Genomic DNA, 12,424 nt, shown 5'->3' with positions numbered 1-12,424 from the left:
CTACCTTACCAAATCGTGCTGACTTGCGAAGTTGGGGAGAACTTACCGATGCTGAGTGGTATCGAAATCCTGTCACTGTTTATTCTAAATCAAGGAGAGTTGGCACAGATGGAATCTATGAAAGCAATCGTGTTAACTGCGTTTGGTGATGCTGAGAAGTTTGAGATTCAAACTGTTTCCATACCAACACTGAAGGCGAATCAGGTGTTAGTCAGAGTTTGTGCCACCTCGATTAACCCGATCGATTACCAAACTCGTCGGGGTGATTACAAGGAACTGGTTCGATTACCCGCCATTCTTGGAGTCGATGTTTCAGGGGTGATTGAGGCAATTGGCGAAGCTGTGACTGATTTCAAGGTGGGAGATAACGTGTATTACTCGCCGCAAGTTTTTGGAGAATTCGGTAGCTACGCTCAGTATCATGTGGCTGATGCAGCGATTGTTGCATTGAAGCCTGCAAATCTATCGCACATTGAAGCAGCTTCTTTTCCGCTTGCAGGCGGAACTGCCTGGGATTGTCTAGTGACCAGGGGCAATCTACAAGTTGGTGAAACAGTTCTCATCCATGCAGGTGCGGGTGGAGTTGGTTCGATCGCAGTTCAACTCGCCAAAGCAATAGGGGCATACGTTTTTGCAACGTGTAGCTCTAGAAACAGAGATTTCGTGACAGAACTGGGCGCAGATCGAGTGATTGATTACAAAAATGAAGATTACGTAGAAGTCATTCGTCAGGAAACAAATGGACTGGGTGTGGATTTAGTTCTAGATACGATCGGCGGAGAAACAATTGGGCGTAGTCCAGAAATCATTCGTCCCTTCGGTAGGCTTACAAGCATTGTAGACATTGCAACTCCGCAATCGCTGCTTGAAGCATGGGGCAAGAATCTGACGATTCATTTTGTTTTCTCAACCCAGTACCGAGCAAAATTAGAGGCTTTGACAAAACTCATCGAGCGTCATCAGCTTCGCCCTGCGATTGATTCAGTATTGTCTTGGGATCGGGTCGTTCTGGCACATCAGCGTCTAGAGCAGGGAGGAACACGGGGCAAAATTGTGCTGCAATTTACAGAAAATTAGACCAGCTTTATGGCGCTGATGATTGCTAAACGAATCGGAGTTTGATTGTGTGCTGAAGGTCAATATTGATTGAAATTGGACAACAATGTCAAAACAACTTAAACAAATAACTGAAAATCAGTGTCAAAATACACCAGCAAAATATGACGATCTCAAGGTTCTTTTTTTGAACTGCACTTTGAATAGAACTCCTGTTTTATCTCATACCAGTGGTGTAATCGATATTGCTCAAAATATATTTGAAGCCAATGGAGTTCAAACTAAAGTCATGCGACCTGTAGATTACGAAATACCAGCAGGACTTGGGCTAGATATGTCCCAAACAGATGAATGGGATCGAGACGATTGGCCCATAATTCAAAAAGAAATTGATGAAACTGATATCTTGGTATTGTGTACCTCAGTTTGGCTTGGAGAAAAAAGTTCTGTTTGTAATCGAGTTTTAGAAAGAATGTACGGTTACACTCATGTTTTAAATGAAAAAGGACAATATCGAGATTATGGAAAAGTCGGTGCAACCTTAATCACTGGTAACGAAGATGGGATTAAACATTGTGCTATGAATATTTTATTTTCTCTTTCTCATATTGGTTATACAATTCCACCACAAGCTGATGCAGGATGGCTAGGTGAAGTTGGCCCTGGCCCTTCTTATCTAGATCCTGATTCTGGTGGCCCTGAAAACGATTTTACCAACAGAAATACAACTTTCTTAACTTGGAACTGTATGCATTTGGCAAGAATCTTGAAAGATAATGGCGGTATTCCCGCTCACGGAAACCAACCTGAAGTTTGGGATGCAGGTTGTCAGAGTGATTTTAAAAACCCAGAACATAAAGTATAAAAATTTGCGATCGCGCCCTTATTGAAGAAGCAGCACAAAAACTCGATCGTTTTTTCCTTACATTCAACCAGGAGTTAAAAATGAGCAACGAAACTATTAACCATTTCATTCACGATCGCTATGTACGCGGTCAGGCTCAAATGATACATATATTTGTCTAGTTCTGAAGAGGTAATTCTATGACTGTCCCCACTCAAACATCTCGAACCGTTGCCGGAGTCATCAACAGCGTTGAAACACTCGAAGGAGCCGTATTTCTTGTACGTCGCCCCTTTCCCAAAAGTAGCTTCTCTGAATTTGACCCGTTTCTCCTCCTCGACGAGTTGGGTCCGATTCATCTAAAGCCGGGTCAAGCAAAAGGTGCGCCCGCTCATCCGCACCGGGGCTTTGAAACTGTCAGCTATGTCTTGGATGGACGGTTAGAACACAAAGATTCTGCGGGACACGCCGGGCTACTAAATCCGGGTGATGTCCAGTGGATGACAGCAGGTGCCGGGGTCGTGCATTCCGAGATGCCGGAGTCAATGTTTACCCAAACTGGTGGACGGCTCCACGGCATTCAACTATGGGTCAATCTGCCACAACGAGACAAAATGATGCCGCCCCGCTATCAGGAAATTCCAGCGGCTCACATTCCGGTAGCTCAAACCGAAGATAGGTCTGTGACGGTGCGAGCGATCACAGGAGAAGCGTTAGGGGCAAAAGCCGTCATTCAGACGCGCACGCCGATCATTTACCTCCACTTCACACTGCAACCAGGGGCAACGACGATCCAGCCTGTACCAAAAGAGTACAATGCCTTTGTCTATGTACTGGAGGGGTCTGGGTTGTTTGGGACAGAGCTAGCGCCTGGTGATGATGGGCAGATGGTGCTCTTTGCTCAAGATGGAGAAGATGTGGCGATCTCCAACCCTGCTAATGCTCAGCGTCCTCTAGATCTTCTGCTAATTGCAGGTGTCCCCCTTAACGAACCAGTCGTGCGCTACGGTCCGTTTGTCATGAACACTGAAGCTGAAATTATCCAGGCGATTGACGACTACCAAGCAGGAAGAATGGGACGGATTTATGCCTAACACACTTCAATTTAGTCAACATCAACGCTTGAGCGAGTTACGCATCAAACTACTACGTCTGCACAAGCTTTTACTAGAGACTGAGCGTCTTACCTATGAGCAAGTTCGAGGGCAAGTTTCTAGAGGTGAATTGCTACAACTGGTGATTCGTCATCAGCAGTTTGCCTGGTTGCATCGACTCTCAGCATTGATTATCCAAATCGATGAGTTGCTTCATGACGGTGAACCTGTTACACCAGAGGCAATGGAAGCGATTGACAGTGACATTCGTACACTGCTCAGCCCCGACGAATTGGGCGATGAGTTTGCCATGAAGTATAATACGGCGCTTCAACACCACCCCGATGTCGTGTTAGCTCATGCAGATGTCGTGATGTTGCTGACTTCTGACAGTATTTAACCTGAACTTGCTCCAATCGTGTAATTGCAAGCCTAAACTTATGCTGATCCAAAAACTAAACGACTGTGAAGAAATTATCGCTGGAGATGGAACTGTTCTGCGCGAACTGCTTCATCCTGCCAAACAAGACATCAACTTGCGTTACAGTTTGGCGTATGCGATCCTGCCTGTTGGCAAAACTTCGATTCCTCATTCCCTAAAGACTTCTGAGGTTTATTACATCATTAGCGGTGTTGGAGAAATGTCGATCGACAGTGAAGTTCGTCGTATTGAACCAGGCGATGCGGTTTACATTCCTCCAAATGCAATCCAGTTCCTTCACAACTACGGTGACGAACCCATTGCTTTCGTTTGTCTAGTCGATCCAGCTTGGCGCAAAGAAGACGAAACGATTTATGCACCTGAAATTGGGGCAACCGCATCACTCTAATCCGATCGCTCAAAACTATAAATTCACAAACAGCTCAAACCACTACTACTGCTGACGAGTTCGCAATCCGTACTTTCCATCACCATCGCGTAGCGTCTTGGACTCACTGCATCCAGCGGACAGGCACCCTGGGTGTGATGTGTCGGATAGACGCGCAACTCGTAAGAATCTGACGAATTATTGTCAGATTTTGAAAGAAGTTAAGCATTAGAATCAATACAGTTTAGATAGAACTTAGGAGAATTCAATATGGTCAAAGAGCAAACAGCAGACAAACAGGCAGTACAGGCAACTCCAAGCCTGACATCCGCTCAGGAAGCCTTGCAAGCGGTCTGGGAAGAGCATATCGGGCACGAGTTTGGTACTCACAGCCCTGAAGATGCTCTCGCTACGATGGTTGAGGACGCTTATGTGAATCACATTCCAGTGATGACTGGGGGAGTCGGAAAAGCAGCAGTGGGTGAGTTTTATTCCAAAGACTTCATTCCCCAGATTCCGCCAGATCTCGAGCTAGTTCCGATTTCGCGCACGATCGGGACGGATCGACTCGTCGATGAAATGCTGGCTAAGTTCACTCATACCATCCAGATGGAGTGGATGCTACCTGGCTTTGCTCCGACTGGGAAACGGGTTGAAGTGGCAGTGGTAGCGATTGTCCAGTTCCGTGATGGTAAGCTAGCCCACGAACACATCTATTGGGATCAGGCGAGTGTATTGGTTCAACTCGGCTTACTCGATCCTAGGACACTACCCGTTGTGGGTGTTGAAAGTGCGCGTAAGGCGATCGATCCGAGCTTGCCCTCAAACGCACTGATCGAACGTGCTAGTCATAGCAACTAAATGTTAGAGCAAGCTTTTCATCAATAGGAACACTATGAAAAAGCCAGAGTTTTTTGTCACCCCCGGTTACGGGGAATACATGCTGAATAAATTGCATTACTCGCAAGCGGTCAAAATTGGCGATCGAGTGGAGATATCCGGACAAGGCGGTTGGGATGACAATCTGCAAATTCCCGAAGCGATCGCAGACGAGATTGCCCAAGCATTTCAGAATGTAGAGCGAACCTTAGCAACGGCTGGTGCGAGTTGGGAGCATGTTGTCCATGTCAATTCTTACCATGTTGGCGGGTTTCCCCCGGAGGTGAACGAGGTGATGGTCAAGCTATTTCGTCATTACATGCCCGATCGCGCTCCAATTTGGACAGAGCTAGGTGTTGCGGCGCTTGCACTGCCCACGATGCGGATTGAAATTCGCGTGACTGCGATTGTTCCGTGAGTTTTGCATCAGTGGCAGCAGAAACGGCTCCATTAAAACATTTACTTGAACAGAGGAGAGATTCAAATGTCAGAGAACAATAAAGCCATCTTAGAAGCGGCAAACGCAGCGATCGCTGAGGGTAACCATGAAGGCTTCTTGTCGTTCTGTACCGACGATACGAAATGGATATTTTTAGGCGACAAGATCCTGAACGGAAAAGAAGCCGTTCGCCAATGGATGGCAACAGAGTATGTGGAACCGCCTTTAAATATCGTCACGAACTTGATCGCTGAGGGTGATTTTGTCATGGCACTGGGCGACCTGACAATCAAGGACAAAGACGGGAAAGGGACTGATTACTCGTACTGCGACATCTGGCGCTTTCGTGGCGGCAAGATGGTCGAATTAAGGGCTTTCGTCATCAAAACTGAGGTCAAGGCTGAAACCAGCAGTGCGGTGTAAATCATCTACAAAAGCTACCTCCTGCGAGGTATGTCATTTGGTGACAAAATGTCATTAAATGACAAATATGACAAGAAAGACGGTCATGACGAGTGATGGTGACAGCAACACGATGAGCAATCACAAATCAGGCAATCGCAAATCAGGGGGGATGAATGCACAACGGCAACAGCGGGTACGTCTGGAGATTTCGCGGGAGGCAGCGCGTTTGTTCTGGGAACACGGTGTTGCTACCACGAGCGGCGAGCAAATCGCAAGCGCAGTTGGAATCTCGGTGCGAACCCTCTGGCGGCACTTCCGCAACAAGGAAAGCTGTGCTGAGCCGGTCTTGGCGCAGGATGTCGAGGAGTGTGTGGCGGTGCTGCGCCGCTGGCCTCGGGAAGTCTCTCTTGAAGATCACCTCATTGAATGGGCAACGAACCGAACCAAAGATGTCGAGCAGCAAGCCTACGACGAGGCTGTCATCAAGATGACCGTGCTGGCTGAAAAAGAGCCGGATCTTCGCGCCGCCTGGCTAATGACCCACGACCGAATTGAGCGAGAACTGGTCGAGATCATCGCGGATCGCCTGCGCCGCCCATCTGACGATATTGAGGTGCGGTTGCACGCGGCTGTCACCACCGCAGTTTTGCGCGTCATTAGCGAAGATGTCAGCGCCGCCCTCATGTCGGGAGCCGATCGCGCCTCCATTGGTAACCCGATCGGGCGTATAGCCCAAGCTGTGCGCGTAGCCACTGGCGGAGTCGTCGGCGATCCCGTCGATCCCTGAAAACAATCGCAACAGCAACTAACAGCCCGATTCGAGCAGCCCGATTCGAGCAATACACACACGCACGAGCAAAGGAGACGAAGATGAGGATCAACGCAACCAGAGGAAAGCAAGGAATCGGAACGGAAGTGAAAGACGTGACTTACGTGGAGGCTGCGAGGTGGGGTAAGTATCGGGGGTGGCGGTATGTTCTGGGACTGACGATCATCCTCTTTGCGTGGCTAGTGGTCGGGACTGGTGCCAGCGTACTCGTTGCGATCGCGCTTAGCGGTCAGCCGGATTACTCCGTGCTTGATCCTTTTGGTAAGTTCCTGTTTGTCATGGCAAGTTTCCCATTTTTCCTCGCGGGGATTCTCATCGCCGTTACCGTTATCCACCGCCGTCATCCCCTGACGCTGATCGCGGCGCGGGAGAAGATAAGCTGGCGGCGCGTCGGTCATGGGTTTGTGGCGTGGTTCGTGCCATTCTGCCTGATCGGTGGGCTGGGACAGTACCTCTTTTACCCTGACACCTTCTCCTTTAACTCCGACCTCGCAGCGTTCGCGTTCTTCGTGCCGATCGCACTGGTTCTTACCGCAATCCAGACGACTACCGAGGAGCTTTTCTTCCGTGGATACATCGTGCAGGGCGCAAGCCTGATCTGGTCTAATCGCGTTTCTGGCGATCGCGCCAGCTGTGATATTCACCGTGCCGCACCTCGGCAATCCGGAGGCGATCGCAGGCGGCTGGCTCACGGTCTTTGTCACCTACTTCCTCGTTCCGGGTCTTTTGTGGACTGTGGTTTCGTTGATTGACGGAACTACTGAACTCGCGATCGGCGTACACTTCGCAAACAACATCGGCGGCATACTCCTGTTCAACATCACTGGAAGTGCCGTGACCACACCGGCTCTGTTCACAATCAGCGAGTACCACGCCACCTACGGGGCGCTATCAGTGCTGGTTGCAATCCCCGTGTTCCTGGCGATCGCCTACGGGGTGTTCAAGCAGGAGTCGCCCCAATCCGTTTCCCAGAGCCACCAGAAGGGTCGTTGGTGACCCCGGCAAATCCCGAACCAATCAGCAACTGAAGTCAGTAACCCGATAAAAGGAGTCAATTATCATGCCTCGTGTTTCTTCAAATCACCTGCGGGAGTCGGGAAAACCCCCTTCCGCGTCCTCGGCTCGGTCTAGCAAGACCTCCCGTCCGGGCTGGCCCGAGATTATCGTCGGACTCGTCGTCTATTTAATCGTAGGGTTCGGAGGCGTCTCGCTGTTCAAGCAACTCGGTCTTGACCCCGTGGTCCACGGCCTGATCTTGGCTGCATGGACCGGCGTCGCCACCCTCATCGCGTTCACGGCAGCCGCGCGGCTGCGGATTCGTTCCCTGAGCGCCTTCGGTGTACGCCGAACCTCCAGTCGCTGGCTTCTGACCAGTGTTGGCGTAGGGCTGGTTGCCCTTGTGCTCAAGGGTCTGGCGATCATGACCTGGATCCAGATCACCGGGGACACGGACAATGTTCAGGATGTTTATGCAGAGGGTGGTCGCGGCGGGTTACTGTCTCTGGTTTTGTCCACAGTATTGATCTCCGTCTTCTCACCCTTCGGCGAGGAACTGCTCTATCGCGGCATCGTCACCAACGCGCTGCTGCGCTACGGCTCGTTCGCTGGGGTGGTGGGCAGCACTGTGATCTTCGCCCTCATGCACGGTATTAACATTGTCTTTCCGGCGGCCATTGTGGCCGGTCTCGCTACCGCTGAGGTCTTCCGTCGTAGCGGCTCGATCTGGCCCGGTCTCGTCGTTCATATTGTTTTCAACCTGCCCACAATCCCGATCATGGTGCTCGTTGGCACGGGCTGAAAGAAACCGCAGCATACCTCAATCAGGAATTCATCATGCAATATCTTTCACAGGATTTAATCCTGCTTGCACTCAATCCCCAAACTGGGAAAACTCGCTTCTCTTGGTACTCTGCACTCGACTATGGCTTGGTCGGTTCTTTATTACTAGACTTAGTCCTGCAAGGCAAACTTGAAATCGACAACGACAATCGTGCGATCGGCGCGATCGCAGGCAACACAGGCAATGAATTCTTAGATCAACGCCTCAGTGAGGTTCTAGCATCGTCTCGTCCTCGAACTGCAAGGTTCTGGGTGACTCGTTGGAGACGAAGATACAGAGGAATTCAACCGATTGTGTTGCAGAACTTAGTTGATTTAGGTGTTTTAGAACGACAAGAGCAACGCATTCTTGAACTGTTCCCAACGCAGCGATATTTTCTAACCGATGAATCTATGCAACGCGAGATTGTCCAGCAAGTTCGTGCAGCCGTGTTAGAAGGCATTGGACTGGATTCTCGGATGGCAGCATTGATTAGTTTGATGCAAGCCTCTCACCTGACCGATGCGGTGTTCAGACCTGAAGAACGTCCTGAAGCGCGATCGCGAATTAAAGCGATCGCAGAAGGGGAGTTGGTCGGCAAAGCAGTTTCAAAGGCAATTTTTATCATTCAATCAACCACGACTCTGGGTGCAATCAATGGCGGATGAAATCGTTAGGGGTTTTATAGTATTTCAGGATAGTCAAATGATTTTAGTAACTGGCGCAACTGGGATCAACGGTACAGAGATTGTCAAGCGACTCGCAGCGCAGAACATGCAAGTCCGCGCAATGGTTCGTAACCACGATCGAGCAAAGGAGATTGCACTCCCGAATGTTGAAGTGGTGGAGGGGAACTTTGACCGCCCTGAGACGCTGTTGGAGGCGCTGACTGAAGTGGACAGTGCCTTTCTCTTGACGAACTCTACAGAACGCGCAGAAGCGCAACAACTTGCGTTCGTTGATGCGGCACGTCAAAGTAGTGTCAAGCATATCGTCAAACTATCGCAATTTGCAGCCGATGCCCATTCGCCCGTGCGCTTTTTGCGTTACCATGCCGCAGTCGAAGCAGCAATCCAAGCATCAGGAATGACGTACACGTTTCTGCGTCCCAACCTCTTTATGCAGGGCTTATTAAACTTTAGATCGACGATCGCAAGCCAAAACGCCTTTTATGCAGCGATCGACAATGCAAAGGTGAGCGTGGTAGACGTGCGCGACATTGCTGACGTTGCTGTAGCTGCTCTGACCGAAGCTGGGCATGAAGAAAAGATTTACGATCTCACGGGTTCACAGGCGCTAACACATACCGAGATGGCAGAATATCTCTCTGCTGCCCTGAAGCGTCAGATTGCGTTTGTCGATGTCCCCCCCGAACAGATGCGGGAAGCAATGGTTGGCTTTGGGATGCCAGCTTGGCAAGCCGATGGACTGATGGAAGATTACGCCCATTATCGACGCAATGAGGCAGCAGCGATTGCTTCCGGGATAGAAGATGCGACTGGCAAAGCGCCTCGTCAGTTCAAGGACTTTGCTCGTGATTACGCAACGGCATTTAGCTGACTTCCGAAATTGAACGATCGACAAATATAGCTCTAGTTGTTCGCAATCCTGGTTCGATAATATGATTCGAGTGCTCAAAAAAGACTGGTTCTACTCATGTTGCTTGTTTCTTCTAAGTGTTTTACTGACTGTTGGTTGCACAGGCGTTAATTTTGGAAGTAGGGAAGTCACCTCAAACCGCCCAACAGCTTCGTCAAGCGAGATTACAACAGCTACGACTGAGCGCACAAACGCATTACGCGATCGCATTGGGCAGATCTCTCAAGCGGCTCAAGGGCGGGTTGGGATGACAGCTACAGTGCTGGAATCTGGAGAATCAGTGTCTCTGAATGGGAATCAGCACTTTCCAATGCAAAGCGTTTACAAGTTGCCGATCTCAATGGCGGTTCTGAATCAAGTCGATCGAGGAAATCTCAAGCTAGATCAGAAGATTCGGATCGAGGCAAGCGATATTGTCCAGGGAAGTCAAGTACTAGACGAGAATTCGCAAGGAAAGGAATTCAGTCTGTCTGAACTCTTGCAATACATGGTTTCTAAAAGTGACAACACCGCCTGTGATGTACTGCTGCGGCTCATCGGTGAACCGCAACGTGTCACGGAATATTTAAGCAGCCTTGGTATAAACGACATCGTTGTAGCGAACACAGAGAAGGAGTTAGCGCAAGATTCAACCGTGCAGTATCGCAACTCTGCAACACCCGATGCAGCAGTAGTTTTATTACGCACATTATATGAAGGACGAGGACTTTCAAAAACCAGTCAAGCGCTACTGTTGCAATGGATGACAGAGCCTCAGACAGGTCTAAAGCGTATCAAAGGACTGTTACCAGAGGGAACGGTCGTAGCACACAAAACGGGTACTTCGTCTACTGTGAATGGAGTAACAGCGGCAACCAATCATGTGGGACTCGTAACGCTTCCAAGTGGTCAACATTTGGCGATCGCAGTGTTTGTTTCAAATTCTCAAGCAACTGATGTAATCCGAGAGGAGGTCATCGCAAAGGTGGCAAGGGCAGCATGGGATGAATGGAGCAGATGAAGTTTCTTTCGTACTCAGGAGGGGACTGGCGGTTCTGGTCTGGATTGGGATCGCTGGGAACACCGAAAACATTCAGGGGGTGTACGTCCAAGGTGGTAGTGGCGGGACGCTGTCCCTGGTTCTGGCTACGGTGTTTCTGGGTCTCCTCACACCTCTTGGCGAGGAGTTGGTTTTCCGAGGTGTCATCACCACCGCCCTGCTCCGTCATGGTGTGGTTCTTGGGGTTGTGGGCAGTACCTTGATCTTCGCGATCGCTCATGGCTTCAATATCGTCTTTCCTGCGGCTGTGGTAGCTGGTCTTGCCACCACCGAAATCTACCGCCGCAGTGGATCGATCTGGACTGCTGTTGTCGTTCATGTCGTTTTTAACTTGCCCACAATTCCGGTGATGGTAGCTGCTGGCATGGGCTAATAGGACGGATCATTTGGAGATTAAATCAATGGCAATTTTGAAACAATTCGGGATTTTATTTGTATTGGGCAGTGTGGGAATTGTGATGTTTACGATCGCGTCTATTCCTTTAGTCGAGCAACAGTTGGCAAAACTGTCGCCAGAAAACCTGGCAAAAGTGCCGCCACTGTGGACTTTAATGCTTCTGCAAGGACTACAATATTCAGTTCTACTGGCAATCAGCATTCTGATCGGAATTGGTTGTGCCTATCGTGTTGGATTACGCTCCCATTTGATCGATCGTTGGGTGTTTCACATCGCCAAGTCTCCATCTTTTGCCGTTGAGATGAAGTGGAGCTTGGGTGTGGGTGCAGCGGCAGCGATCGTTATTTTGTTGCTCGATCGGTTGATGCAACCTGTTCTACCTGAAGCGCTACGGGCAGCCAATAATACAGAGCCAAGTTGGTTGAATTTGCTCACAGCAATGTTCTATGGCGGCATCACTGAGGAAATTTTGATGCGCTGGGGTTTAATGTCGCTGCTTGTTTGGATCGCGTGGAAAGGGCTAAAACAAGGCGTTACGTTGCCAAGTCAAGGGATTTACCAGGGTGCGATCGTTCTAGCCGCGTTGGTATTTGGACTACTACACCTGCCAGCGACTGCCGCGATCGTTCCCCTTACTCCGCTTGTGATTATCCGAGCGTTGTTACTGAATGGAATTGCTGGCATTGCTTTTGGCTGGCTCTTTTGGCAATATTCGCTAGAAGCTGCAATGTTAGCCCATATCAGCTTTCATGCTTTTACCTCTGTTCTTAGGGTACTGGCAAGGTTGGCTTAAGTTTTGGAATAAACCTCGTCGGGTTAGCACTGCCCACAAAGCTTTACCGTGAAAGGCTTTAAAGATGGTGGGCATCGCCCACTACTTGAATTGATGCTCAACTTTACAGTTTTAAGGTGGTAAATCAAATGATTAAGTGCAAAGATTTTGCGCCTCGGATTACTCAACGAGGACCCTTCGGCGGAGCTTCCGAGTACGAATCCTTCTCTGATGTGGTTAGTACTGCAAATCAGTGGATCGAAAGTAGAACAATACAGGTGATCAATGTGGAAACCGTTGTTTTGCCCGATCGAATCGAAGGCACAAGTGATGGTGACTACGGATTGACGATCAGTAATAGTTTCCACCCAGTGACGATCAGTCAAGGCGTGACAATCAACTGCTTTCAATGTGTGCGTGTCTGGTATAGAGAATAAGCTCTA

General features: G+C 49.5%; 19 protein-coding genes. All 19 read left to right on the top strand.

Translation table 11 applies throughout. From position 1 onward, the window contains the following. The first annotated feature begins 108 nt into the window (after positions 1-108). The 19 genes from M5J74_RS31190 to M5J74_RS33775 all read left to right on the top strand — a co-directional run bounded on the left by M5J74_RS31190 (position 109) and on the right by M5J74_RS33775 (position 12,418). Positions 109-1,077: a zinc-dependent alcohol dehydrogenase family protein gene (locus M5J74_RS31190; protein WP_250017999.1), complete on the top strand. Its 969-nt coding sequence runs from the start codon at positions 109-111 to the stop codon at positions 1,075-1,077. Positions 1,078-1,162: 85 nt separating this feature from the next. Further along, positions 1,163-1,921, top strand: coding sequence for a flavodoxin family protein (locus M5J74_RS31185; protein ID WP_106168384.1), 759 nt, complete (start codon positions 1,163-1,165; stop codon positions 1,919-1,921). Positions 1,922-2,100: 179 nt separating this feature from the next. Beyond that, positions 2,101-2,994: a pirin family protein gene (locus tag M5J74_RS31180; RefSeq protein ID WP_250017914.1), complete on the top strand. Its 894-nt coding sequence runs from the start codon at positions 2,101-2,103 to the stop codon at positions 2,992-2,994. Further along, positions 2,987-3,394, top strand: a complete 408-nt coding sequence (locus M5J74_RS31175; protein ID WP_250017912.1) for a hypothetical protein — start codon at positions 2,987-2,989, stop codon at positions 3,392-3,394. Before M5J74_RS31180 ends, M5J74_RS31175 begins: the two co-directional genes overlap by 8 nt. Before the next feature lie 40 nt (positions 3,395-3,434). After that, the gene (locus M5J74_RS31170; protein WP_250017910.1) at positions 3,435-3,824 is read left to right on the top strand and encodes a cupin domain-containing protein; all 390 of its coding nucleotides are present in this window, start codon (positions 3,435-3,437) and stop codon (positions 3,822-3,824) included. Between the two features lie 249 nt (positions 3,825-4,073). Further along, complete coding sequence (locus M5J74_RS31165) at positions 4,074-4,664, top strand: ester cyclase (RefSeq protein WP_250017909.1); 591 nt, start codon at positions 4,074-4,076, stop codon at positions 4,662-4,664. Between the two features lie 34 nt (positions 4,665-4,698). Beyond that, the gene (locus M5J74_RS31160) at positions 4,699-5,100 is read left to right on the top strand and encodes a RidA family protein (RefSeq protein WP_250017907.1); all 402 of its coding nucleotides are present in this window, start codon (positions 4,699-4,701) and stop codon (positions 5,098-5,100) included. Between the two features lie 66 nt (positions 5,101-5,166). After that, entirely contained in the window at positions 5,167-5,544 is a 378-nt protein-coding gene (locus tag M5J74_RS31155) for a nuclear transport factor 2 family protein (RefSeq protein WP_250017906.1), read from the top strand. A gap of 58 nt (positions 5,545-5,602) precedes the next feature. Continuing rightward, positions 5,603-6,313, top strand: a complete 711-nt coding sequence (locus M5J74_RS31150; protein ID WP_199755962.1) for a TetR/AcrR family transcriptional regulator — start codon at positions 5,603-5,605, stop codon at positions 6,311-6,313. A gap of 83 nt (positions 6,314-6,396) precedes the next feature. Then, positions 6,397-7,107 carry a hypothetical protein gene (locus tag M5J74_RS31145; protein ID WP_371934129.1) on the top strand — a complete coding sequence of 237 codons (711 nt, stop codon included), beginning with the start codon at positions 6,397-6,399 and terminating at the stop codon, positions 7,105-7,107. Then, positions 7,100-7,351: a hypothetical protein gene (locus M5J74_RS33780; RefSeq protein WP_371934128.1), complete on the top strand. Its 252-nt coding sequence runs from the start codon at positions 7,100-7,102 to the stop codon at positions 7,349-7,351. The genes M5J74_RS31145 and M5J74_RS33780 overlap by 8 nt, the downstream gene beginning before the upstream one ends. A gap of 64 nt (positions 7,352-7,415) precedes the next feature. Beyond that, positions 7,416-8,153 (top strand): CPBP family intramembrane glutamic endopeptidase, encoded by a 738-nt coding sequence (locus M5J74_RS31140; protein ID WP_250017904.1) that lies wholly within the window; start codon positions 7,416-7,418, stop codon positions 8,151-8,153. 35 nt (positions 8,154-8,188) lie between these two features. Continuing rightward, the gene (locus M5J74_RS31135; protein ID WP_250017902.1) at positions 8,189-8,842 is read left to right on the top strand and encodes a GPP34 family phosphoprotein; all 654 of its coding nucleotides are present in this window, start codon (positions 8,189-8,191) and stop codon (positions 8,840-8,842) included. A 37-nt stretch (positions 8,843-8,879) separates the two neighbouring features. Next, positions 8,880-9,734, top strand: coding sequence for an SDR family oxidoreductase (locus M5J74_RS31130; RefSeq protein ID WP_250017900.1), 855 nt, complete (start codon positions 8,880-8,882; stop codon positions 9,732-9,734). A gap of 131 nt (positions 9,735-9,865) precedes the next feature. Then, positions 9,866-10,024, top strand: a complete 159-nt coding sequence (locus M5J74_RS31125) for a hypothetical protein (RefSeq protein ID WP_250018021.1) — start codon at positions 9,866-9,868, stop codon at positions 10,022-10,024. Further along, positions 10,021-10,773, top strand: a complete 753-nt coding sequence (gene bla / locus M5J74_RS31120) for a class A beta-lactamase (RefSeq protein ID WP_371934127.1) — start codon at positions 10,021-10,023, stop codon at positions 10,771-10,773. Before M5J74_RS31125 ends, bla begins: the two co-directional genes overlap by 4 nt. Before the next feature lie 166 nt (positions 10,774-10,939). After that, on the top strand, positions 10,940-11,185 hold the full coding sequence (locus tag M5J74_RS31115) for a CPBP family intramembrane glutamic endopeptidase (protein ID WP_241994444.1): 246 nt from the start codon (positions 10,940-10,942) through the stop codon (positions 11,183-11,185). 28 nt (positions 11,186-11,213) lie between these two features. After that, positions 11,214-12,002, top strand: a complete 789-nt coding sequence (locus M5J74_RS31110) for a CPBP family intramembrane glutamic endopeptidase (protein WP_106168169.1) — start codon at positions 11,214-11,216, stop codon at positions 12,000-12,002. Positions 12,003-12,130: 128 nt separating this feature from the next. Continuing rightward, a complete protein-coding gene (locus tag M5J74_RS33775; RefSeq protein ID WP_106168168.1) occupies positions 12,131-12,418 on the top strand; it encodes a hypothetical protein in 288 nt (95 codons plus the stop codon). Positions 12,419-12,424: the final 6 nt, after the last annotated feature.

The organism is Chroococcidiopsis sp. CCNUC1 (assembly GCF_023546805.1).
Lineage (GTDB): Bacteria > Cyanobacteriota > Cyanobacteriia > Cyanobacteriales > Chroococcidiopsidaceae > Chroococcidiopsis > Chroococcidiopsis thermalis.
The sequence above is the reverse complement of the archived record's forward strand: the minus strand, read 5'-3'. Positions and strand labels throughout refer to the sequence as shown.